Origin of the sequence: Mesorhizobium sp. IMUNJ 23232 (genome assembly GCF_044326205.1) — a bacterium.
GTDB lineage: Bacteria > Pseudomonadota > Alphaproteobacteria > Rhizobiales > Rhizobiaceae > Kumtagia.
In genome coordinates this window covers 181398-205222 of record NZ_JBIRCY010000001.1, presented here as the reverse complement: position 1 = coordinate 205222, position 23825 = coordinate 181398, and the positions used below count along the sequence as shown (strand labels likewise).

At 64.1% G+C, this 23825-nt stretch carries 19 protein-coding genes; 17 read left to right on the top strand and 2 right to left on the bottom strand.

The window, feature by feature from the left end; genetic code table 11:
- Positions 1-144 precede the first annotated feature (144 nt).
- The 10 genes from ACH196_RS00945 (at position 145) to ACH196_RS00900 (ending at position 10475) form a co-directional block, all read left to right on the top strand.
- The gene (locus ACH196_RS00945; RefSeq protein WP_396644125.1) at positions 145-1299 is read left to right on the top strand and encodes a PotD/PotF family extracellular solute-binding protein; all 1155 of its coding nucleotides are present in this window, start codon (positions 145-147) and stop codon (positions 1297-1299) included.
- A gap of 82 nt (positions 1300-1381) precedes the next feature.
- On the top strand, positions 1382-2254 hold the full coding sequence (locus ACH196_RS00940; RefSeq protein ID WP_396644124.1) for an ABC transporter permease: 873 nt from the start codon (positions 1382-1384) through the stop codon (positions 2252-2254).
- On the top strand, positions 2251-3027 hold the full coding sequence (locus ACH196_RS00935; protein ID WP_396644123.1) for an ABC transporter permease: 777 nt from the start codon (positions 2251-2253) through the stop codon (positions 3025-3027). The genes ACH196_RS00940 and ACH196_RS00935 overlap by 4 nt, the downstream gene beginning before the upstream one ends.
- Entirely contained in the window at positions 3027-4118 is a 1092-nt protein-coding gene (locus ACH196_RS00930) for an ABC transporter ATP-binding protein (RefSeq protein ID WP_396644122.1), read from the top strand. Before ACH196_RS00935 ends, ACH196_RS00930 begins: the two co-directional genes overlap by 1 nt.
- Positions 4115-5602 carry an amidohydrolase family protein gene (locus tag ACH196_RS00925; protein ID WP_396644120.1) on the top strand — a complete coding sequence of 496 codons (1488 nt, stop codon included), beginning with the start codon at positions 4115-4117 and terminating at the stop codon, positions 5600-5602. Before ACH196_RS00930 ends, ACH196_RS00925 begins: the two co-directional genes overlap by 4 nt.
- Positions 5603-5626: 24 nt before the next feature.
- Positions 5627-6715: a DUF4432 family protein gene (locus ACH196_RS00920; protein WP_396644119.1), complete on the top strand. Its 1089-nt coding sequence runs from the start codon at positions 5627-5629 to the stop codon at positions 6713-6715.
- 1 nt (position 6716) lies between these two features.
- Complete coding sequence (locus tag ACH196_RS00915) at positions 6717-7769, top strand: succinylglutamate desuccinylase/aspartoacylase family protein (protein WP_396644118.1); 1053 nt, start codon at positions 6717-6719, stop codon at positions 7767-7769.
- On the top strand, positions 7766-8710 hold the full coding sequence (locus tag ACH196_RS00910) for a threonine/serine dehydratase (RefSeq protein WP_396644117.1): 945 nt from the start codon (positions 7766-7768) through the stop codon (positions 8708-8710). The genes ACH196_RS00915 and ACH196_RS00910 overlap by 4 nt, the downstream gene beginning before the upstream one ends.
- A complete protein-coding gene (locus tag ACH196_RS00905) occupies positions 8707-9636 on the top strand; it encodes a Gfo/Idh/MocA family protein (protein ID WP_396644116.1) in 930 nt (309 codons plus the stop codon). Before ACH196_RS00910 ends, ACH196_RS00905 begins: the two co-directional genes overlap by 4 nt.
- Positions 9633-10475: an amidohydrolase family protein gene (locus ACH196_RS00900; RefSeq protein ID WP_396644115.1), complete on the top strand. Its 843-nt coding sequence runs from the start codon at positions 9633-9635 to the stop codon at positions 10473-10475. Before ACH196_RS00905 ends, ACH196_RS00900 begins: the two co-directional genes overlap by 4 nt.
- Positions 10476-10615: 140 nt before the next feature.
- Here ACH196_RS00900 and ACH196_RS00895 read toward each other — a convergent pair whose 3' ends face one another.
- The gene (locus ACH196_RS00895; RefSeq protein ID WP_396644432.1) at positions 10616-11359 is read right to left on the bottom strand and encodes a hypothetical protein; all 744 of its coding nucleotides are present in this window, start codon (positions 11357-11359) and stop codon (positions 10616-10618) included.
- A gap of 1393 nt (positions 11360-12752) precedes the next feature.
- Here ACH196_RS00895 and glmM point away from each other — a divergent pair.
- The 5 genes from glmM (at position 12753) to serA (ending at position 19457) form a co-directional block, all read left to right on the top strand.
- Positions 12753-14105 carry a phosphoglucosamine mutase gene (gene glmM / locus ACH196_RS00890; protein ID WP_396644113.1) on the top strand — a complete coding sequence of 451 codons (1353 nt, stop codon included), beginning with the start codon at positions 12753-12755 and terminating at the stop codon, positions 14103-14105.
- Positions 14106-14497: 392 nt separating this feature from the next.
- Positions 14498-15319, top strand: coding sequence for an outer membrane protein (locus ACH196_RS00885; protein ID WP_396644111.1), 822 nt, complete (start codon positions 14498-14500; stop codon positions 15317-15319).
- Between the two features lie 195 nt (positions 15320-15514).
- Positions 15515-16342 carry an outer membrane protein gene (locus ACH196_RS00880; RefSeq protein ID WP_396644109.1) on the top strand — a complete coding sequence of 276 codons (828 nt, stop codon included), beginning with the start codon at positions 15515-15517 and terminating at the stop codon, positions 16340-16342.
- 192 nt (positions 16343-16534) lie between these two features.
- Complete coding sequence (locus tag ACH196_RS00875; RefSeq protein WP_396644107.1) at positions 16535-17710, top strand: phosphoserine transaminase; 1176 nt, start codon at positions 16535-16537, stop codon at positions 17708-17710.
- Positions 17711-17858: 148 nt separating this feature from the next.
- Positions 17859-19457 carry a phosphoglycerate dehydrogenase gene (gene serA / locus ACH196_RS00870; RefSeq protein WP_396644105.1) on the top strand — a complete coding sequence of 533 codons (1599 nt, stop codon included), beginning with the start codon at positions 17859-17861 and terminating at the stop codon, positions 19455-19457.
- A gap of 24 nt (positions 19458-19481) precedes the next feature.
- On the opposite strand, the gene ACH196_RS00865 is transcribed toward serA, so the two are convergent.
- Positions 19482-20378: a fructose bisphosphate aldolase gene (locus tag ACH196_RS00865; RefSeq protein WP_396644103.1), complete on the bottom strand. Its 897-nt coding sequence runs from the start codon at positions 20376-20378 to the stop codon at positions 19482-19484.
- Positions 20379-20568: 190 nt separating this feature from the next.
- On the opposite strand from ACH196_RS00865, the gene ACH196_RS00860 reads away from it, so the two are divergent.
- Together ACH196_RS00860 and ACH196_RS00855 are read left to right on the top strand one after the other, a co-directional pair.
- Complete coding sequence (locus ACH196_RS00860) at positions 20569-21858, top strand: adenylosuccinate synthase (protein WP_396644101.1); 1290 nt, start codon at positions 20569-20571, stop codon at positions 21856-21858.
- A 72-nt stretch (positions 21859-21930) separates the two neighbouring features.
- Positions 21931-23811, top strand: a complete 1881-nt coding sequence (locus ACH196_RS00855; protein ID WP_396644099.1) for a hypothetical protein — start codon at positions 21931-21933, stop codon at positions 23809-23811.
- Positions 23812-23825 lie beyond the last annotated feature (14 nt).

Below are 23825 nucleotides of genomic sequence, written 5' to 3'. Positions count from 1 at the left end.
GCTTCGTCTCCTTGTTCGGTTTCATATACAGTACTTGACTTCATATACAAAACCATTCCTAATTACGATCGAGGCCGGGAATAACCCGGCACGGGGAACAGATAGCAAGGGCTCTCGACGAGAGAGACACAGAGGAGAACCATCATGGACGACAGACTGAAGACCTTCCTCGATGCAAGGCTCAATGCCGATGTAAGCCGCCGCCGCTTCATCCAGGGCGCGGCCGGATTGTCGGCACTAACGGTTCTCGGAGTCTCCGAACCGGCATTCGCGGCGCTCGGCGGCGAACTGAATTTCCTGGGCTGGGACGGCGAACACGGCGGCAACGTCGCCAAGGCGTTCCTTGAGACCAACAAGATCAAGATGAATGCCTCCTTCCAGTCGGCGGCCGACGAGGCCCTGACCCGCTTCAACACCGGCGGCCGGGGCGCCATGGACATCCTGACCCCCAACAAGGATTTCCAGACGGCGATCCTGAAATCCGGCACGGAACTCTTCCAGCCGCTGGATCTCGCCCGCATCCCAACCGCAAGCGGCCTGTTCCCGGCATTCAAGGATGCGCCGTGGCTGGTCAAGGACGGCAAGACCTACGGCATCCCGATCATCTGGGGCGACGAACCCTGCGTCTACAACCCGAAGAAATGGGACGCGATGCCGGCGAAATACACCGATTTCGCCGATGCGAAATACAAGGGCGAGCTGGTGCTGCTGGACGATCCGTTCGGCAACATCTGGCTGTGGGCAAAGTCGTTGGACATGCCCGAACCGAACCGCCTGACCGCCGCGCAGCTCCAGCAGGTGCTGGAAGCGATGCTGAAGGTGAAGCCCAATGTGGTGACCATCGGCGCCTCGCATGGCGACATGGCCGACGTGCTGGTGCGCGGCGATGCGTCGATCGGCATCGGCGGCTGGGCCTATCAGGTGATGATCGCCAAGGACAAGGGCGTCGAGCTCACCGTCGGCTCGCCCTCGGTCGACGGCACGTTCTTCTGGTCGGACGCCTATGCCATCGCCGTCGACGCCCCCAACCTCGACAACGCCTATGCCTTCATCGACTTCATGACCAAGCCCGAATCAAATGCGGCGCTTGCCAGCGAATTGGCATCGGGCTGCACGGTCGAGGCTGCCTTCGGACTGATGAAGGAGGATATCCGCGGGATGTTCCCCTACGACAATGTCCGCGCACCCGGCGGGGGCATTCTCGGCACCCAGATCGTCGTGCCGCCGCAGGAACCCGACGGCGAGGTAGTGGGTGCACCGTCGTGGGTGGAAGCGTGGCAGACTTTCAAGGCCTCGTGATCCGCGCTTCGGCCGCTGTGTCCGACGATGCGGCCGCCGGCCGGCCCGACTATAGATAGTTCCGCAACCAGCGATCTGACCAATGGCAAATGCAACCACCGCATCGATGGGCGGCGCGCGCCGTTCGCCGGGGGCCTTGCTCCCAGCGGGCGTGTTCTACGCCGCGTTCTTTGCGGTGCCGATGCTGTGCCTGCTGGTCATCAGCTTCTGGACGGCGAAAGGCTTTGCGCTGGTCCCCGGCTTCACGCTGGCCAATTACGAGAAGATCTTCACGTCGCCGCTCTATCAGGCCTTAATGCTGCGCACGATCGGCGTCGCGTTCGTCACCACGTTGGTCATCGTGCCGACCGCTTTTGCGCTTGCCTATTGCATGCGTTTCGTCTTCGAGCGGCGAGGGCAGTTGATCCTGCAGATCGTCCTGCTGTCGCTATTCAGCGGTTATCTGGTGCGCATCTATGCCTGGCGCACAATCCTGGGAAAGCAGGGACTTCTCAACTCTACCCTGCAATGGCTCGGGCTGATCGACGCTCCGCTCGAATTCCTGATCTACAGCAACATCGCCGTGGTCATCACGCTGAGCGGGCTGCTGCTGCCGCTGGCGGTGCTGCCGCTCTATTCGGCGATGCTCAACGTGCCGCGCGATCACATGGAGGCGGCGCGGGACCTCGGCGCCGGCCGTTTCCACGTCCTGCGCACCGTGCTCGTGCCGATGGCGCTGCCGGGGCTGCGCACCGCCTTCGCCTTCTCTTTCCTGCTGGCAGCCGGCGACTTCGTCACGCCAAGCCTCGTCGGCGGCACCCAGAGCCTGCTCATCGGCAACATCATCGCCGACCAGTTCCGCGGCATCGGCTCCAACTGGCCGCTTGGCGCGGCGATGGCCTTCGTCGTCGTCGCGGTGATGCTGCTATCCTATCTCACCGTCGTCCGGCTCATCCGGTGGGTGACGCGATGGTGAGCCTCCGGAAACTGCCGCCGGCAATCTTCATCGGCCTCGTGCTCGTCTACCTCTACGCACCGATCGCGGTCATCGTCCTATTCTCCGTCACCACGTCGCCGCGGCTCAGCATGCCGATCGAGGGTTTTACGCTCTCCTGGTACGCCAGTGCCTTTTCGAACCCGCTTATGTCGACGGCGCTGAAGAACAGCCTCGTGCTGGCTCTGGTGTCCGCAATCCTCTCGGGCATCTTCGGCGCAGCCTTCTCCTTCGGTCTCGTCGCGCTGAAGCGGGCAAGGGTGCGGGCGGCGCTGCTCGCCACCAGCCTGCTGCCGGCCGTGGTTCCCTTGCTGGTCATCGGCATCTCGCTCGCGGTGTTCTTCCGTGCGCTTGGCATGCCGCAAGGACTGCTGAACACGGCGATCGGCCATATCATCGTCAGCCTGCCTTTCGTCGTCCTGACCATGAATGCGCGGCTGGAGACGTTCGACTTCAGCACGCTGGAAGCCGCGCGCGACCTCGGGGCCACGCCCTACCAGGCGTTCCGCGACGTAACCTTCCCGCTGATCCGCCCATCGATCATCGGCGCCGCACTGCTCGCCGCCGCATTGTCGCTCGACGAGTTCGTGGTGACGTGGTTCAACATCGGCAACCAGCAGACTGTGCCGGTGCTGGTGTGGGGCCTCATGCGCCGCGGCGTCGACCCGTCGATCAATGCCATCGCCACGATCCTGCTGACGCTGCTGGTCTGCCTCGTCATCGGCTCCAACATCCTCAACCGGAAGAAGGTCTAGTGTCCGTATCAGCCGTCGAAATTGCCGGGGTCCGCAAGCAGTTCGGCCAGACGACCGCGCTGGAGCGGGTCGACTTCAATGTCGGCGACGGCGAGTTCGTGTCGCTGCTCGGCGCCAGCGGCTGCGGGAAGTCGACGCTGCTGCGCATCATCGCCGGCTTCGAGCAGCCGACCACGGGGACGGTGCGCATCTACGGCGACGACGTCACCGCTCGGCCGCCGGAGAAGCGCCCGACCAATCTCGTCTTCCAGCGCGGCGCGCTTTTCCCGCATATGAGCGTGCGGGAAAACATCGGCTACAGCCTGAAACTCCAGCGCTGGGACGCCGCCCGCATCAAGGCGCGGGTCGACGAGACGCTGGCGCTGGTGCGGCTCGATGGCCTCGGCGAGCGCGAGCCGTTGCAACTCTCCGGTGGCCAGGCGCAGCGTGTGGCGCTGGCGCGGGCGCTTGCCGGCGAGCCGCGCGTGCTGCTGCTCGACGAACCGCTGTCGGCGCTCGACCTGAAGCTCAGGCAGCAGATGCAGCTTGAACTGCGCGCCATCCAGAAACGGCTCGGCGCGACCTTCGTCTTCGTCACCCACGACCAGACCGAGGCGCTGGTGATGTCGGACCGCATCGCCATCATGAACAATGGCCGCATCGTCCAGCATGGCACGCCGCGCGACATCTACCGTCGGCCGAATTCGGTCTTCGTCTCGGATTTCGTCGGCGCCACCAACCTGCTGCGCGGAACCGTCGTTGCGATCGAGGCTGATCGGGTGGTGCTGCAGACCGAGAGCGGCGCCTTCTTCGCACCCAGAACCGAGACGCATTTGCGCGACGGCCAGCGCGCCGCGCTGTCCTTGCGTCCCGAGGCCATCCGGTTGCGGCCCGGCGAAGATTCGGCGGCGCCCGGATCGAGCGTCGGCGGAACCGTCAGCGAAATCATCTATCAGGGCAACAGTGTGCGCATCGGAACACGTGTCGAATCCGGCGCCATCGTCTGGGCGGAGACCCGCGACGAGGAAGCCGAAGGCATCGCGCCGGGAGATCGGGTGACGCTCGCCTGGGCGGAAAGTGCAGCGACCATATTGAGGGAGGATCTGGAATGAGTGCCGAACCGCAAAAGGCGGAGCTTCTGATCCGTCACGGCTACGTCATCACCATGGACGATGCCGCGACCATCCACGAGCACGGAGCCGTCGCCATTGGCGCCAAGGGCCGCATCCTCGCCGTTGGCGACGACGCCGATATTTCGGCGCGCTATTCGGCAGCGCGAACCATCGACGCGAAGGGCGCGCCGGTGCATCCCGGCTTCGTCGAATGCCACCTTCATGCGTCGTTCCACCTCTACCGGGGTGCGCTGCCCGACCATCTGGTCGAAAGCGACGCCTTCGACACCTTCGAGGGCCATTTCTACAACAACGTCACCGACGAGGACGAATACCTCTCCGTTTTGCTCGCCTGCATGGAGATGGTGCGCAACGGTACGACCTGCTTCATGGAGGCGGGCACCGTGCTGACGCCTGAAATGGCGGCGCGCGCCGCCAAAGAGGTCGGTGTGCGCGCCGTCGTCGGCGATGCGTTCATCTGGGACCAGCCGCAAGGTTTTGCGCAAGGCAAGACCGACGATCATCAGGAAGGTTGCGCGACCTGTGCGGCCCAGGCGCGCCTCCACACCGAACTCGTCCGCGCGCCGAAGACGCACGCCGAGGCCCTGGCGTCCATGGGCACGCAGTTGACGCGCAATGCCGATCCGGACGCGCTTGTCACCGGCCATGTCGCGGTGCTCGGGCTCGGCACGGCCAGCGAGGAGTTGATGATGGAGGCGAAAGCCTGCGCCGACGCCGCCAATGTAACGCTCAACATCCATCAGTCCTACAGCCCTGCCGACACCGCGGCCGACCGCCAGCGCTTCGGCAAGGACCCGCTCGTCCATCTGTTCGAGACCGGTTTCCTCGACCGCAACGTCACCTTCGGCCACGCCAACCACCTGACCGACGCCGAATGCGACGTGCTGCTCGATCGCGGCACCTCGATCGCCTGGGCGCCGGCTGCCTCGATGATGTGGGGCCATGGCAGTTCGCTGCACGGTCGCCACGCCGAACTCTGGCGGCGCGGCGCCAGCATCGCGCTCGGCTCGGATTCGCCGAACTGGTCAAATGATTTCGACCTGTGGCGCCAGGCCAACCTCGCCGTCATGGCGGCGCGCGACGTCCACATGGACCGCACCTATCTCATCGCCGAGGACGGGATTTACATGGCGACGCGCGGCGGGGCCCGTGCGGTCGGCCTGGAAGACCGGGTCGGTTCGCTGGAGCCAGGCAAGCGCGCCGACATTGTCATCCACACGCTCGACCGGCCGGAAATGGTGCCGACCACCAACATGATCCGCAACCTGTTCTATGCGTCGAGAGCGAAGTCAGTGCATACCGTCATCATCGACGGCCGCGTGATCCTGGAAGAAGGCCGCTTCACCGCGCTGGACGAACGCGCGATCTATGCCGAGGTGTGCAAGGCATCGGCGGCATTGCTTGCGCGCATGGGGCACAGGCTCGAGGCGAACGCCGTGCCTCGCATCGCCCGCACGCGCTAGAAGCAGTCTCGGGAGGATTCAACAATGCCTGGTCAGGTCACGCTGGAACTCGACCCGTCGCTGTTCGGCGAGCGCGAAAAGCGCGTCGCGCATAGCGGCAAACTCGTCGCGACTGCCTTCCGCTACAAGTCCGGCGTGGCCGGCCTGCGTGTCGACAACGGCGCCGGCACGGTGACCTTGCTGCCCTTCCAGGGCCAGCAGGTGTGGGACGCGGTGTTCTTCGGCCGCAGCCTCACGATGAAGTCGATGTTCGACGAGCCGCAGCCGACGCGCGATTATCTCAGAACCTATGGCGCGTTGTTCCTGCATTGCGGCGGCACATCGATGGGCAATCCCGGACCCACGGACACCCATCCGCTGCATGGCGAGCTGCCCAATCTTCCCCACACCGACGCGCAACTGGTCTTCGGCGAGGACGAGGCAGGGGCCTATCTCGATCTCACGGGTATTGCCCGGGACGCCAAGGCCTTTCACCACGATTTCGTCTCGCGGCCGCGTGTCCGCATTCGTGAAGGTGCGACCTCGCTCGATATGGCGGTCGATGTCGAGAACCGCGCCGGCAAGCCGCTGCCCTTCCTCTATCTCGCCCACATCAATTTCCGGCCGGTCGACGGCGCCGTCCTGATCGACAGCGTTCGCGACGACCGTGCCGACGCCACCGTCCGGCAACCCCATCTGGCGCAGGACGAAGACGAAGCGGTTGTCGCCTACCATCGCGCCATCGCAGCCGATCCCTCTTCCCACCGTACGCTCAAGGCCGGCGTGCCGATTCAGCCCGAACTGGTGCAGACCATGAAGGCCGCCGGCGCCGCCGACGGCTGGACGCATGCATTGCAACGTCATCCCAATGGTTCCGGCGATTTCGTAAGCTGGCGCCCGGACGACCTTCCGTACGCTGTCCGGTGGCTGACCCGGGGACCGGATCAGGACGCCCTCGGCCTGGTGCTGCCGGCCACCGCCGCTCCCGACGGCCTCGCCGCCGCGACAGCCAACCGGCAGATCGTCTGGGTGGCACCCGGCGCGGCCTATCGAACATCGTTTCGCTTCGGCGCGCTCGACCCTGCCGCCGCCAACGGCCTTGAAGCTACCATAAAAACAATCCGCGGCGGCTGAGATGGCCGCCGACAACGACAAGACGAGTACCATGCTTGATACCTCGCAGATCTATACCGGGAACGCCTTCACCAATGTCGATTTCGACAGACTTGGTCGCCAGGTCGGCTTCGTCAGCATTCCCCATTCGCCGCATAGCGATGCCTGGGGAGTCACCCAGGTTCCGATTGCGGTCATCGCTAACGGCAAAGGCCCGACGGTCGTCATCGAGGGCGGCAATCATGGCGACGAGTATGAAGGGCCGATCGCCATTGGCGAGCTGGCGCGCGACCTCGATCCAGGCTTGATCCAGGGGCGGCTGATTCTCATGCCGGCCAACAACGTTCATGCCGTGCTTGCGGCCCTGCGTACGTCGCCCGTCGACGGCCTGAATTTCAATCGTGTCTGGCCGGGCGACGTAATGGGAACCATCACCGAGCAGATCGCGGCCTATGTCTCGCAGCGGATTTTTCCGATGGCCGACGCGTTCCTCGACCTGCATTCGGGAGGTTCCTCGCTCGACATATTGCCGAGCGCCATCATCGAGCCTACCGATGACCCGGACCTGCACCGCCGCAGCGTCGCTGCTGTTAAGGCCTTCGACGCGCCCTACAATGTCGTCATCTCCAACCTGGGCGACAAACGGACCGCCACCGCCACCGCGTGCGCCGCCGGCCTGGTCACGGTCGGCACCGAAATGCGGGGCGGCGGCACGGTCTCGCTCGACGCGCTGGCGATCTGCCGGCGTGGCGTGCGCAATGTGCTCGCCCATCTCGGCGTGATCGAGGGCGAGACGAAGTCGGACACCGAACGGCCGGTCCTCGAACTGGCCGGCCCGCCCGCCTATGTCTACGCGCCGATCGAAGGCGTATTCGAGCCGTTTCATGCGAACGGAGAGACAGTGTCGGCCGGCCAGCCGGCCGGGCGTATTCATCGCATCTGGGATCTTACCGCGCAGCCTCTGACCCTGCATTATGGCATCGACGGCATCGTCTACGGACGCCGCCATCCCGGGCGCGTTTCGCCGGGCAATTGTTGCGTTGTGGTCGCCTCGCCTTACGGGAAACATACATGATCAGCATTTCTGACATCGAAGCCGCTCGCGAGCGGATCGCGCCCTATGTTCGGCGGACGCCTGTCATGGACGCAACGCTCGCCCGCGAACCGTTGCCGCTCGATGCAGGCGTCACGCTGAAACTCGAACTCAACCAGGTCACGGGTTCGTTCAAGGCGCGCGGCGCCATGAACCGGCTGCTCGGCGCGCCGAAGGACGAGATCCGCAACGGCATCGTCACCGCATCCGGCGGCAATCATGGGCTGGCTGTCGCACGCACCGCCAAGGTCGCCGGCGTGCCGGCGGTCGTCTATGTGCCGGAGGCCGTTTCGCCCGCCAAAGTGGAAAAGATGCGTGGGTGGGATGCCGACGTGCGCATCGTCGGCGCCGATTGGAGCATCTCCAATGAAGCGGCTCTGGACTATGCGCGCAGCAGCGGCGCAGCCTATTTCCATCCCTTCGCCGATCCGCTGGTCGTTGCCGGCCAAGGAACGCTCGGCCTCGAAATCCTCGACCAGATCGCGGATTTCGACACGATCGTCGTCGCCATCGGCGGTGGCGGACTGATCTCGGGCCTTTCGACAGCCATAAAGGCGCGCCGCCCCGATATTCGTATCGTCGCCGTCGAGCCCGATGGGTCGCCGACGATGAAGGCGAGCCTCGACGCCGGCCATGTGGTCACGCTGCCGGAAATCACCAGCCGAGTCGCCACCATGAGCTGCCGGCGCACCGACGAGCGCCTCTTCGAGATCGCACGAAAGAACGTCTCGGAGGTCGTGCTCGTCCCTGACGACGCCATGCTCGCCGCCTCGCAATGGCTCTGGTTCGAATTCGGCATTGCCGCCGATCTTTCGGGCGCCGCCTCGATCGCGGCGTTGCGCAGTGGGCATCCGGTCTTCGAGGGATGCCGGAAGATCTGCGCCCTGATCTGCGGGGCGGGCGCCGAAGGCACCGGGCCATGAAAATACTGGTCGCCGGCGGCGGCACATTCGGCAAGGAACATCTGAAGACGCTCACCGCGATTGGCGATCTGACCCTCGCCGTCGCGGAAACGCGGGAAACGGAACTGGCGCGGCTTGGCGAGATGTTCCCGCTTGCCGATCGCGACACCGACGCCTTCGCCCTGCTGGAACGCTTTGCACCCGACGGCATCGTGGTCGCGACACCTGCCGCAGCCCACGCAGCACCGGCGATAGCCGCGCTCGAACGCGGTGTGCCGGTGCTGGTCGAGAAGCCGGTGGCGCTGGATGCGGCAACCATGCGCCGTCTCTGCGGCGTGGCGGCAGCCAGCGAAACCTTTCTCCAGCCGGGCCACATCCTGCGCTTCTCGGCCGGCCACAGGCAGTTGCTGGACATTCTCCGGCAAGGCGAAATCGGCGAGCTGCTGAATTTCACCTCGCGGCGCTATCGCGATGCCAGCCACGCGGTTCGCTACACCGACATCGATCCCGTGCTGATGACGATGATCCACGACATCGATCTCGCTCTCTGGTTCGACGGCGGCTCGGCCGTCTCGGCGCATGCGGCGCGGCGACCCGAGGCAACGAACCGCTCCTTGACGACCGCGCAGGTCGAAAGCTCGACGGGCGTCCTGTGGCAAATCTCCACCGCGTGGCTGCATTCCGGTCCCGAATGTCCGCCGGATCACGTGGAGATCGTCGGCAGCCGGGGTAGCGCCGAACTCGTCGTCGGCAGCCATATCGATGTTTTCGGCCCGGCCCGGCGCCATATCGATATATCCGCGGCCGACGACCCGCTTCGAACCGAACTCGATTGTTTCCTCACCGGCATCGACGCCCGCGAGTCTCTGGCGCCGGTGACGCCGGAAGACGCGCTGAACGGCCTGCTCGCCGCCGAGATGATCCTTCATGCGTTGGATGGCCCATGATCGTCGACGCCCATCTCCATCTCTTCCGTAACGGCTATGACAAGCTCCGAACCGCTGGGTCGGCACGGGAGGTGGATGCCTATGAACTGTTGATGGATCGTCATGGCATCGCAACCGGCCTTGTCGTCTGCTACGAGGCGGACGGTATCGATCCGGGCAACAATGCCTATGTCCGCGAACTGGCCCGGACACGGCCCTGGATCAACAGCCTCGCTTTCTTCGAACCCCACCCAACGCCGACGGTCGGTCGGATCGAAGAATTGCTCGCCGCCGGGCATATCGGCATCGCCGTCTATCTGCCGGACACTGCGTCGGCCCAAGCGCTTTGCGGCTGGCCGCAGGCGATTTGGGAGCGGCTCGGCCGCGCCCATGCCATCGTATCCTTCAACGCGCGCCCTGAAGCGATTGGCTATCTGCAGGCGCTGGTCGAAAGGGCCACGGAGTGCGCCTTCCTGTTCTCGCATCTGGGGCTGCCAGGGCCCCAAGAAGGCATCTCGACTTCACAGCAGGCGGCGGAGCGTCTCGATCCACTGCTTCGCCTCGCATCCCGGCCAAATGTCGGTGTCAAGCTCTCGGGCCTCTATGCCGTCGATTCGGTTCCGCCTCACCCCGGCGCGCGGCCCTTTGTCGAGGTGCTGCTGCAACGCTTCGCGCCGTCCAACCTGCATTGGGGATCGGACTTCAGCCCGGCGCTCGGCTTTGTTTCCTTCGAGGAGACGATGGCGGTCCCGGGACTGGAGTTTCTGGTCCCCGCCGACCGTGATATGGTTTTTGGCGAGGGCCTGATGGCAAAGATGGGCAGAGCCGGACTTTGTGGCACTGGGCAAGCGGGCTATTGATCAGGCAGCGCCAGGCGAATCTCGCTCAGCGTCAAAGTCTCTAAGGCGTCGGGTCTGCCAAGCCTTCATGCCTGCTATTCAAATGCCCAAGAAAAAGCCGGCGAAGCCAAAACTTCGCCGGCACAATATCTTCAAATCCCTCAAGAATTGGCCTTCAGCCTGGCATTGCACAGGCTGTAGAAGCCGCCGCCCTTCTGGATCCAGCGCAGGCCGCCGAGCGCATCGGCGTCCTTGTTGGCGTAGTACTGCTCCAGGCAGGTGTGCATCCGAGCCTTGCCGGGAGTCTCGGTCGAGAATTTCCGCGAGATCGCGGTCGGGAACTTGACGCCGCGCGGCGCGACGGTGGTCGGCACGTCCGGCTCATTGGTATAGCTGGCTTCGTCGGCCGCCGGCACCGTCTCATCATCCGAGGCATTCGCGCCGCAGGACGACTTGCGGAAATCGTTCCACTTCATGCCGTTCAGCGAACCGCCAGCCTTCGCCGCCTGGTATTTTGCGCTGCACTCGGCCATCGTCAGGCCCTTGCCTTCCGTCGCGGTGGTGGTTTTCTCGGCCTTGGCCGGAGCAGCGGCGGCCGTGGCGCTTGCGCCGGGGCCGCATTCGGCCTTGCGGAAATCGTTCCACTTCATGCCGCCGAGCGTGCCGGCGTCCTTGGCGGCGTTATATTTGGTGCTGCATTCGGCCATGCTGAGGCCCTTTGCAGTCTCGTCCGTGGTTTCGGACGAGGCCGCAGCCTTCGTCTTCTTTTCTGCCTTTGCCGGAGCGGTGGCGGCCGTGGTGCTCGCGCCGGGACCGCATTCGGCCTTGCGGAAATCGTTCCACTTCATGCCGCCGAGCGTGCCGGCCTCCTTGGCGGCATTATATTTGGAGCTGCATTCGGCCATGCTGAGGCCCTTTGCAGTCTCGTCCGTGGTTTCGGACGAGGCCGCGGCCTTCGTCTTCTTTTCTGCCTTTGCCGGAGCGGTGGCGGCCGTGGTGCTCGCGCCGGGACCGCATTCGGCCTTGCGGAAATCGTTCCACTTCATGCCGCCGAGCGTGCCGGCCTCCTTGGCGGCATTATATTTGGAGCTGCATTCGGCCATGCTGAGGCCTTTCGCCGTCTCGTCCGTGGTTTCGGACGAAGCTGCGGCCTTTGTCTTCTTTTCTGTCTTTGCCGGAGCGGTGGCGGCCGTGCTGCTCGCGCCGGGGCCGCATTCGGCCTTGCGGTACTGGTTCCAGTTGAGGCCGCCGAGCGTGCCGGCGTCCTTGGCGGCGTTATACTTGGCACTACATTCGGCCATGGTCAGGCCTTTTGCCGTCTCGTCCGAGGTTTCGGACGCCGCCGCTTTCTTTGCCGGTTTCGCAGGCTCCGGTTCGGCTGCGGCGCTGCTGTCGGCTCCGCACTCCGCCTTGCGGAAGTCGTTCCACTTCATGCCGCCAAGCGTTCCGGCTTCCTTGGCAGCATTATATTTGGCGCTGCATTCGGCCATGGTCAGGGCGCTTGCCGGCGCGGCCATGAAGGATGCAAGGATGGCAAGACAGGAAAGGGTGGCCAGTCGAGTGATGAGCATACGGCGTCTCCTGCTACCGCTCACAAATTCCCCTCGCAATCATAGCGCGCAATGATCGGCCGGGCCAGTGAATAGCGCCGGGTAGAGCATCACTCGCCAAAGCGGCAAGACGATGACGATGTCATGCATTCCACGACACCTGCCCTCCGACGGAGCCGGCATCGCAGGCGCTGCGGCTCTTCCCGCAGGTCGCTCGATGCAGGACACATATCAGCATGCCGCAAAGTGACGACGGCCTCATCCGTTTGGCTGACAAGCCATGGCGGCCATCTGCCCGATTTGCGTCATTTGGCGATGCAGGGCGTAATTGCAGAGCCGAATCAAGGCCCCTTGCCACGGACATGCCACAATCTGCTAAGATCAATTGCGGCCTCCCATGGGGGCGGCATTTGGGCGATATCGGTTTTCCGCGGACAGGATGTGCTGATACACGGCTTCTGCTGCCTGTCGGGTCGTCAGCATGGAACTGCGTGTCATAAAAAGATTAAACAAAAACAGCTTATTGGTTCATACCAGACCCAGTGTCTGCAAAGAACTTGACTTTTGGTAGGGGCAAGGCGGCGTCAAGCTGCAATATGCAATCGCGAATCGACGGACGAAGTCAGAACTCGGAATTGGAAATGACTTCTAAGGGATTCGTAACAGATACTCACACTTTGTGATGCCGCCCGGCTGTCCGATTTGTGGCAAAGGCGGCGTCATCGAGCTTGTTTGGGGACCTACCTGAATGACGAGAAAGTATTTCGGAACGGATGGAATCCGGGGACGCGCCAATAAATATCCGATGACCGCCGAAGTGGCGATGAAGGTGGGAATGGCCGCGGGCCTCTCCTTCCAACGCGGCAAGCACCGTCATCGCGTCGTGCTCGGCAAGGATACGCGGCTCTCCGGCTATATGATCGAGAACGCCATGGTGGCAGGCTTCTGCGCGGCCGGCATGGACGTCTTCCTTCTCGGCCCGATCCCGACGCCTGCCGTCGCCATGCTGGCGCGGTCGCTGCGCGCCGATATCGGCGTGATGATCTCGGCCTCGCACAATCCCTACTACGACAACGGCATCAAGCTGTTCGGGCCGGACGGCTACAAGCTCTCCGACGAGATCGAGATGCGCATCGAGAGCCTGCTCGACCACGATGTCGACATTGCTCTGGCCGATGCCGATGGTCTGGGGCGCGCCAAGCGCGTCGACGGTGTGCACGACCGCTACATCGAATTCGCCAAGCGGACCCTGCCGCGCTCCATGTCGCTGGCCGGACTGCGCATCGTCATCGATTGCGCCCACGGCGCCGGCTACAAGGTGGCGCCGGCGGCCCTCTGGGAACTCGGCGCCGAGGTCTTTACCATCAACAATGAGCCCAATGGCTTCAACATCAATCAGGATTGCGGGTCGACACACCCCGCCAGCCTCGCCAAGAAAGTGCATGAAGTCCGCGCCGACATCGGCATCGCGCTCGATGGCGATGCAGACCGGATGATCATTGTCGACGAGAACGGCACGGTCGTCGACGGCGACCAGATCATCGCCCTGATCGCCGAGGCCTGGCAGCAGAACGGTCGGTTGGCCGGTGGCGGCGTGGTCGCCACGATCATGTCCAATCTCGGCCTCGAGCGCTTCCTGTCGAGCATCGACCTGCAGCTTTTCCGCACCCAGGTCGGCGACCGCTATGTGGTCGAGCACATGCGGGCGCATGGCTTCAATGTCGGCGGCGAACAGTCTGGTCATATCGTGCTTTCCGATTTCTCCACCACCGGCGACGGTCTGGTGTCGGCGCTGCAGGTGCTGGCCTGCATCAAGCGTTCCAACAAGCCGGTCAGCGAGCTTTGCCGGAAGTTTGAGCCGGTGCCGCAGCTTCTGAAGAATGTCCGGGTTTCGGGCGGCAAGCCGCTCGAAACCAAGGCGGTGAAAGCCGCGATAGAGGATGCTCGCGACCGTCTCGGCACGACCGGCCGGCTGGTGATCCGTCCTTCCGGAACGGAACCACTGATCCGCGTCATGGCCGAAGGCGACGATCGCGGCCTGGTCGAAGCGGTCGTCAACGACCTCGTCGGCGTGATTTCCGAACTGCGCTCGGCCGCCTGAGTGATCCGTCCGGCGGGAGCATGCTCCCGCCGCTCAGCCTCGCAACCCGACGGGTCGGGTACCGCTTTTCGGGCCGGCGAACATAGCCAAAGCAGCCAGAAGGAAGATGACGTCCTCGGGTGTCGTCGGGTGCCTTGCTGCATCCAAGTGAACCTCGGCCGACCCCCCGAGGCGCTCTTGTCCGCTCCCCGTTTTGACCCTCGCAAGCTCATGTGCCGGGGTCCATTGGCAGCTCCTGTCGTTCGGTTTTCGCGATGGAGCGGCGTTCTTTCCGCGAATCATGGTTAAGCAACAGGGTTAAGCCAGCTTTAACCTTTACCCTTCATTGTCCACGTCGAGTTCAACCTCTTTCGGGCGAGTGCCTGGGTCCCGGGGAACGTGGGGTATTGAAAATGGTCAGACTTGGAATTGCGGGCCTTGCGGCCATTCTCGCAAGCAGCGTCATCCTGCCGGCGCTCGCGGCGGATTATGTGGAGCCGCCGGTTGTGGAAGCGCCGGTCGAGCCGGTCGTCTATGACGCGCCGAATGTCGGCGGCTGGTATATTCGCGGCGATATCGATTACCACTGGTCCGATTTTCGCGGCGCTGATTACGTCCTCTATGGTGCCCCCGGAGAGATGGGTGACCTGGATGGCGACCTCAAAGGCGCCATGTCGCTCGGCGCCGGTATCGGTTACCAGGTCAACGACTATTTCCGTGTGGATCTGACAGGCGACTACTTTTTTGAGTCGGATTTCGACGGCAGCACCGAGGGTTTCTGCGGTGACGGTGAGCCTTGCACCTCGTCCGACAGCTCGTCTGTGCAGGCGTTCCTGATGCTCGCCAACGCTTATGTCGACCTTGGCACCTATAACGGCTTCATGCCCTATGTCGGCGCCGGTATCGGCGGCGCGTACGTCAAATGGGACAAGCTCGTCAACAACGACGACGACGGTGAATTCGAACATGATGGTGACGGCAACTGGCGGTTTGCCTATGCCGCCATGGCGGGCGTATCTTACTGCCTGACCGACACGACGAAACTCGACGTGGGCTATCGCTTCTCGCATATTGATGGCGGCCAGATGTTCGGCTACGCGGCGAATGCCGGCCCCGGTTACGACAATGGCTTCAACACACATGAAGTGCGGGCCGGCTTGCGCTACCAGTTCAGCGGCAACAACGGCTGCGTGGCGCCGGCCCCGATCGAACCCGCTCCCGTCTACAAGCAGTAGTCCGCAACCTGAATTCGTCAAAAGACCGCCCGGCCTTGAGCCGGGCGGTTTTGTTTTATGCTGCGAACACGTGGTTAATTGCCTCGTAAACTTTTGATTAGCCTTAACGGTGATTTAACCGTTATGGTTAACAATACTTCTCGACCGCGATGGATGAACTGTCGGCGTCATCGTCGTATGAGGAGTTTCCTGACCATGTTCCTTGCCAGACGCATCGCTTTGCTGCTTGCGGCAACCGTATTTCCCCTGTCTCACGCCGTCGCGGCGGACTACGAGCCGCCGGTCTTCGTCGAGCAAGCAGAGGAGGTTGTTCCGGTCGAAGTCGGATCGGGATGGTATCTGCGCGGCGACATAGGCTACATCATCTCGAACGACACTGGGGATTATACATATCGCGTCTCCAGCGGCGGGACCTCCACCGATTCCTCGTTCAACGGCGCCTCGCTGGACGATGATTTCACCTTTGGCGGTGGTGTCGGTTACCAGTTCAACGAATGGTTCCGCGCCGACGCCACGGTCGACGGTTTTCGCTCCGATTTCTCCGGCGGCACCCGCAGCGCCGTGCCCTGTTCGAGCGACCCGGACTTCGAAGGCACGGGCTGCCGTTCCGAAGACGACGCCGACATGTCCGCCATCAGCGTCATGGCAAACGGCTATGTCGACCTCGGCACGTATGCGGGTTTCACGCCCTATCTCGGCGCCGGCCTCGGCTTCAGCTATGTCAGTTGGTCGGACCTCGGATCGGAATATTTCTGCGTCGATGGCGACGCGGTCTGCCCGGAAAACTTTGTGGGCTCCAGCAGCATGGGCGGTGAGAGCGACTGGCGCTTCACCTATGCCCTCATGGCGGGCGCATCCTACGATCTCGCGAACAACTGGAAGGTCGATGTCGGCTATCGCTACAAGCAGATCGACAATGGCGACATGTTCAAATGGGCCAGCGACGGCGTGAGCATCAAGGGCGAGGACAGCGACCTTGCGCAGCACGAAATCCGCGTTGGCCTGCGCTACGAAATCTGGTGACCCCGTAAGTCAGTCTTCAGGCATTCTTGCGCGGCGGGCTTTTGCCCGCCGCTTGCGTTCGGGCTGCCGCTGCGGCATTCTGTTCCGGATGCGACAAAAACTTTGCCCTTGACGGCGCGCGTCCGAGCCAATATCCCCACCAGCGGGCCACCCCTCCCCAACGAGGGGCTTGCTATCTGGAAGGATAGAAGCATGACGACGACATCCAAGCCCGGACTCCGTCCGGCAAATCCCAATTTCTCCTCAGGTCCCTGCGCGAAACGCCCCGGCTGGTCGGTCGAGGCGCTGAAGAATGCCGCGCTCGGCCGTTCTCATCGCGCAAAAATCGGCAAGACCAAGCTGGAGCAGGCCATCGCGCTGACGCGCGAGGTGCTTGAGGTTCCCGCCGATTACCGCATCGGCATCGTGCCGGCGTCCGACACCGGCGCGGTCGAGATGGCGATGTGGTCGCTGCTCGGGGCGCGTGGCGTCGACATGCTGGCCTGGGAAAGCTTTGGCGCAGGCTGGGTGACCGATGTCGCCAAGCAACTCAAGCTCAAGGATGCGCGGATATTCGAGGCGCCCTACGGTGCACTCCCCGATCTCGAAAAAGTCGATTTCGACCGCGACGTGGTCTTTACCTGGAACGGCACGACCTCGGGCGTGCGCGTCGCCAATGCCGATTTCATCCCGGCGGATCGCAAGGGCCTGACCATTTGCGACGCCACCTCGGCGGCTTTCGCCCAAAGGCTTGATTTCCAGAAACTCGATGTCGTGACCTTCTCCTGGCAGAAGGTGCTGGGCGGCGAGGGCGCGCATGGCATGCTGATCCTGTCGCCGCGCGCCGTCGAGCGGCTGGAGACCTGCAAGCCCGACTGGCCGCTGCCGAAGATTTTTCGCCTGACCTCAGGCGGCAAGCTGATCGAGGGTATTTTCAAGGGCGAGACCATCAACACGCCGTCCATGCTGTGCGTCGAGGACTATATCGATGCGCTGGAATGGGCGAAGTCGGTCGGCGGGCTGGACGGGCTGGTCGCCCGCGCCGACGCCAATGCCGGCGTTCTGGCGGACTGGGTGGCGCAAAATGCCGCCGTCGACTTCCTGGCGGAAGTTCCGGAGACGCGGTCGAACACGTCGGTCTGCCTGCGTTTCGTCGACCCGGCGGTCGCCGGCCTCGACGACGTCGGCCAGCAGGCTTTCGTGAAGGCGTTAACGGCCGCGCTTGAGGCGGAGAAAGTCGCCTACGACATCGCCAGCTACCGCGACGCCCCGCCCGGCCTGCGCATCTGGTGCGGCGCGACCGTCGAGGCCGACGATCTGCGCAGGCTGACGCCCTGGCTCGACTGGGCTTTTGCGCAGCAGAAGGCGGCGCTGAAGGCTGCGGCCTAGCCGCCAGCTACCCTCCCCTTGAGGGGGAGGGTCGACGCGAAGCGTCGGGGTGGGGTGTGATCCCCATCCATATCAGATGAATTCACCTCACCCCGGACCTACGGTCCGACCCTCCCCCTCAAGGGGAGGGTGGCAAAAGGAAGCTGCCATGCCCCGCGTTCTCGTTTCCGACAAACTCTCCACCACCGCCGTCCAGATCTTCAAGGATCGCGGCGTCGAGGTCGACTACCTGCCCGATCTCGGCAAGGACAAGGATGCCTTGCTCGCAAAGATCGCCGACTATGACGGCCTCGCCATTCGCTCGGCGACAAAAGTCACCGAAAAGCTGATCGCCGCCGCGACCAATCTGAAGGTGATCGGCCGCGCCGGCATCGGCGTCGACAATGTCGACATCCCCGCCGCCTCACGGCGCGGTATCATCGTCATGAACACGCCCTTCGGCAATTCGATCACCACCGCCGAGCACGCCATCGCCATGATGTTCGCGCTGGCCCGCCAGATTCCCGAGGCCAACGCTTCCACCCACGCGGGCAAGTGGGAGAAGAACCGCTTCATGGGCGTCGAGATCACGGGCAAGACGCTCGGCATCGTCGGCTGTGGCAATATCGGCTCGATCGTGGCGACGCGCGGCGTCGGCCTGAAGATGCACGTCGTCGCCTACGATCCGTTCCTGTCCGAAAGCCGCGCCACCGAACTCGGCGTCGAGAAGGTTGAACTGGACGAACTGTTCCATCGCGCCGACTTCATCACGCTGCACACGCCGCTGACCGACAAGACCCGCAACATCATTGACGCGTCGGCAATTGCAAAAATGAAGGACGGCGTCCGCATCATCAACTGCGCGCGCGGCGGGCTCATCGTCGAGAAGGATCTTATCGCGGCGCTGAAGAGTGGCAAGGTAGCGGGAGCGGGCATCGACGTGTTCGAGACCGAGCCGGCGACCGAGCACCCGCTGTTCGGCATGGAGAATGTGGTGACGACGCCGCATCTCGGCGCCTCCACCAGCGAGGCGCAGGAGAACGTCGCGCTGCAGGTCGCCGAGCAGATGTCCGACTATTTGATCAAAGGCGCGGTCTCCAACGCCATCAACATGCCGTCGATCACGGCGGAGGAAGCACCGCGGCTGAAACCGTTCATCAAGCTCGCGGAAGTGCTGGGCGCTTTCGTCGGCCAGGTCACTGAAGAGCCGATCAAGGAGGTCGAATTGCTGTTCGACGGCGCCACCGCCGCCATGAACACGCGCGCCCTGATCAGCGCGGCGCTCGCCGGCCTGATCCGGCCGCAAGTGGCCGACGTCAACATGGTGTCGGCGCCGATCATGGTGAAGGAGCGCGGCATCATGCTGTCCGAGGTCAAGCGTGACAAATCGGGCGTGTTCGACGGCTACATCAAGCTGACGGTGACCACCGAGAAGCAGACCCGCTCGATCGCCGGCACCTGCTTTTCCGACCACAAGCCGCGCTTCATCCAGATCAAAGGCATCAACCTCGATGCAGAGGTGGGACAGCACATGCTCTACACCACCAACCCCGACGCGCCCGGCATCATCGGCCTGCTCGGCACGATCTGCGGCAAGAACAACGTCAACATCGCCAACTTCCAGCTCGGCCGCAACCGGCCTGGCGGCGACGCCATCGCGCTGCTCTATCTCGACGCGCCGTTCCCCGAGGATGTGCTGGCCGAATTGCGCGCCAACCCCAAGATCGTCTCGGCCAAGCCGCTGAAATTCGACGTGGCCGGCGTCTAGGACGCCGGCTACCTGCGCCTCGGCTCAGACTTTTTGGGTCGAGGCGGCGTAGATTTCGTCGATCGATTCCTTGAGCGCGGCGTCGAATTCAGCGTCGCTCATCGAATGCCGGAGGTCTTCGGCCAATGCCCGCGAGAAACTGGCGATCATGCCGTGGTTGGCGGCGAGCCGCTTGCAGGCGTCGGCGCGGCCGTAGCCGCCCGACAGCGCCACGACCCTGGCGATGCGCGGATGCTTGACCAGCGGCGCGTAGAAATCCGGCGTATCGGGGATCGTCAGCTTCAGCATGACTTTCCGATCCTGCGGCAGGGCGTCGAGCTTTTTCAGGATTTCTTCTCGAAGGATCGTTTCCGCGCCAGACTTGTCCGGACTCTTGATCGACACTTCCGGCTCGATGATCGGCATCAGCCCATGGGCGGCGATCTGCGCGGCTACGTCGAACTGCTGCGCGACCACTGCCGCGATGCCCGCCTTCGACGGCAGGTTGATGACCGAACGCATTTTTGTGCCGAAGATGCCGGCTTTCACGGCGCGCTCCAGCAGCGGTTCAAGCCCGGGCATCGGCTTCATCAGGCTGACACCGTCCGCCTCGGCCGCGAGCCCGCTGTCGACCTTGAGGAACGGGACGATCTTGCGATCCTCCCACAGGAACAACGGGACGGGCTTGCCCTGCGCCACTCCGTCCATCGTGCGCTCGAAAAGGATGGCCGCCAGGATCTTGTCGCCCGTGAAGGCCGGCGCGGTCATGATGCGCACCCGCATCTCATGGACCAGCTTGAACATCTCGGTGTCGCCGCTGTAGGCAGTTTCCGGTACGCCATAGAGGCGCAGTGCGCCGGGGGTCGACCCGCCGCTCTGGTCAAGCGCCGCGATGAAGCCAGCTTTGCCTTCGATCTCGGCCGTCATCTTCGTGTTGGTCATTCAGTTCCTCCTTGCCTGGTGGCGGCGGCCAGACCGCTGCCTTCGTCCGTGCGACAAGTAAAGCCGAAAATTATTGTGCCTGCACGCCATTTCGGCTGATTTCTACGGTCGCGCTCGCCAAACCTTGCCGTTATAGAAGCCTGTTGTCCGGCACCTGCCGGGCGGGTTCTGCACATCGGAAGGAAACAGCATGGCCAATCTGGTGGTCGTCGGCTCGCAATGGGGCGACGAAGGCAAGGGCAAGATCGTCGACTGGCTGGCCGATCGCGCCGATGTGGTCGTGCGCTTCCATGGCGGTCACAATGCCGGCCACACGCTGGTCATCGACGGCGTCAACTACAAGCTCGCTTTGCTTCCCTCCGGCCTGGTCCAGGGCAAACTGTCGGTCATCGGCAATGGCGTGGTCGTCGACCCGCATCATTTTGTTCAGGAAGTGGAAAAGCTTCGCGGGCAGGGCGTCACCATCACCCCCGAAGTACTCCGCATCGCCGACAATGCGCCGCTCATCCTGTCGCTGCACCGCGAACTCGACGGTTTTCGCGAGGACTCCAATTCCGCCCTCAAGATCGGCACGACGCGGCGCGGCATCGGTCCGGCCTATGAGGACAAGGTCGGCCGTCGCTCGATCCGGCTGATCGACCTCGCCGAGCCCGAGACGCTGATGCTCAAGATCGAGCGGCTGCTCACCCATCATAACGCGTTGCGGCGCGGCATGGGGCTCGCCGAGGTCGAGGCGGCGGCGATCCGCGAGGAACTGACCTCGATCGCCGACAAAATCCTGCCCTTCATGGACCAGGTCTGGCGCGTGCTTGACGAGAACCGCCGCGCCGGCGCCCGCATCCTTTTCGAGGGCGCTCAAGGCGCCCTGCTTGACAACGACCACGGTACCTATCCGTTCGTCACCTCGTCGAACACGGTTGCGGGACAGGCAGCCGCAGGCTCCGGCCTCGGCCCGACGGCGATCGACTACGTGCTGGGCATCACCAAGGCCTATACGACCCGCGTCGGCGAGGGGCCTTTCCCTTGCGAGCTCGACGACGAGATCGGCCGCCATCTGGCGACAGTCGGCCGTGAGGTCGGCGTCAACACAGGCCGCCCGCGCCGCTGCGGCTGGTTCGACGCGGTGCTGGTGCGCCAGACGGTCAAGACCTCGGGCATAACCGGCATAGCGCTGACCAAGCTGGACGTGCTCGATGGCCTGAAGGAGATCAAGGTGTGCGTCGGCTACGAGCTTGACGGGCAGAGAATCGACTATCTTCCTGCCTCAATGCGGGCACAAGCTGCGGTTAAACCGATCTATGAAACCCTCGAAGGGTGGTCGCAAACGACGGCCGGGGCGAGAAGCTGGGCCGAATTGCCGGCCCAGGCGGTGAAATACGTGCGATATATCGAGGAACTGATCGGCGCGCCCGTCGCGCTGCTTTCCACCAGCCCGGAACGGGACGACACGATACTTGTGACCGACCCGTTTCAAGATTAGTTATGGCGATTCCCGAACTGCCGCCGCCGGCCGGCGCGCCGCGGGCAATCCAGTCCACAGGTCGACGATAGAATGGCGGATTTCGTAGCGGTCCTGAAGAAGACCCTGGAAGGCTTGAGTGACACCACGCCCGCGATGCGCGAGAAGGTGTACGAGAAGGCGCGCATCACCATTTCGGGAAAGCTGGCGGCAATGAATCCGCCGCTGCCGGAGGGCGTGGTCGCCAAGCAGAAGCAGGCGCTCGAAGAAGCAATCGTCCAGGTCGAGAAGGAATATGCGCGCAGCAAGCCGGCCGACCCGCTGAGTGAACTGGAAAGCGTCTTTGCCTCACTGAAGAACCCGGCTCCACACATTCCGCTGCGGGATCCGGCCGCGAAAGCTCCGGCTGCCGAAAAAGCGCCGCCTCCCGTGCCGGCCGCGAAGCCGCCGGTGCTGACACCTGCGGCCGCCCCGGCCGCAAAGACGCCGCCGCCGGCTCATGCAAAGGCCGATCCGGCTCCAAAAGCCGCCGTGCCGGTGGTCCTCCCGGTCCCGGCCAACAATCCCAAGCCGGTTGCCGAATTCGAGGACGACAATTTTTCCCAGCAGGATGCCGAACCTCCGTTCCTGCCGGAAAAGGAAGACGGCGAGACGATCGCGCCCGAGGAGGAGCCGGAGCGCCGCCGCGGCTATGGCCTCGTCGTCGCGCTCGTGGTGCTGGCGCTTCTCGCCGGCGGCGGATACCTGGCCTGGCTGAAGCGCGACCAGGTCGAGCAATTGCTGGCGCGCGTCGGCATAACCGGCCTGAACCTCTCTTCGAACGAGCCGGCGGCCGCACCCACCGCGCCGGCGGCCGAAACCCCGGCTCCGGATGTCGCCGCGGTGCAGCCGTCGACGGCGCCCGAACCCGTCCAGCCGGCGCCAGAAGCCGCCGCGCCGGCGCCAGTGGATGCCGGGCCGCAGAAATTCACCCAGCGCCTCAGCCCCGACGGCACCGAAATCGATGCTGGCCCGGCCGGCGGACCGGCGGCGATCGGCGAAGGAACGTCGGTCGCTGCGGTTACCCAGCCGTCCATGCCCGCAGCCGAGCCAGTTGAGCCGCCTGCCACTGCGCCGCAGCCGGCCACGCCGACGGAGACTCCGGCCGCGACGGCGGAAACGCCTGAAACGCCGCCTGCCGCGCCTGATGCTGCTGTAGCGCCAGATGCAGCGGCCGCTCCGGCAACACCAGCAGAGACGCCGACTCCTCCGGCCACGCCCGATGCGGCGGCAACGCCGGACACGGCCGCCGCTCCCGCCACGCCATCCGAGACGCCCACTCCGCCGGCCGATCCTGCCCAGGCGGGCACGACACCGGCCGCAGCCGAGCCCGTTCCGCCGGTCCAGCCCGCTCAACCGGCACAGCAGGAGCAGTCGGTCGCTGTCGGCCAGAAGGCAATTTTCTACGAGGAGCGCACCAACGTTTCCGAGGCGTCCGCCGAGCCTGGCTCGATCGTCTGGTCGCTGGTACAGGAATCACCGGGCGGCGACCTGCCGCCCGAGCCGGCGATCCGCGCCGAGGCGACGATCCCCGGCAAGGACGTGCAATTGCGCATGACCATCCGCCGCAACGCCGACCAAACGCTGCCGGCAAGCCACATCGTCGAGATGATCTTCCTGACCCCGCAGGGTTTCGAGGGCGGCGGCATCGAGAATGTGCTTCGCCTGTCGCTGAAGGGGTCCGAACAGGAAGCCGGCAGCCCGCTGCTCGGCATTCCGGCCAAGATCGCCGACGGCTTCTTCCTGATCGCGCTGAACGACAGCAAGCCGGAGATCGAGGCGAACACCCGCCTGCTGCGCAGCCAGTCGTGGATTGACGTGCCGGTTCAGTACAAATCCGGCCGCCGCGCGCTGTTCACGATGGAAAAGGGCATCCCCGGCACGAAAGTGTTCGACGAGGCGCTGAAGGCCTGGCAGGCGGCGGGCAGCGGCTGACCGGCTGAGGCTTG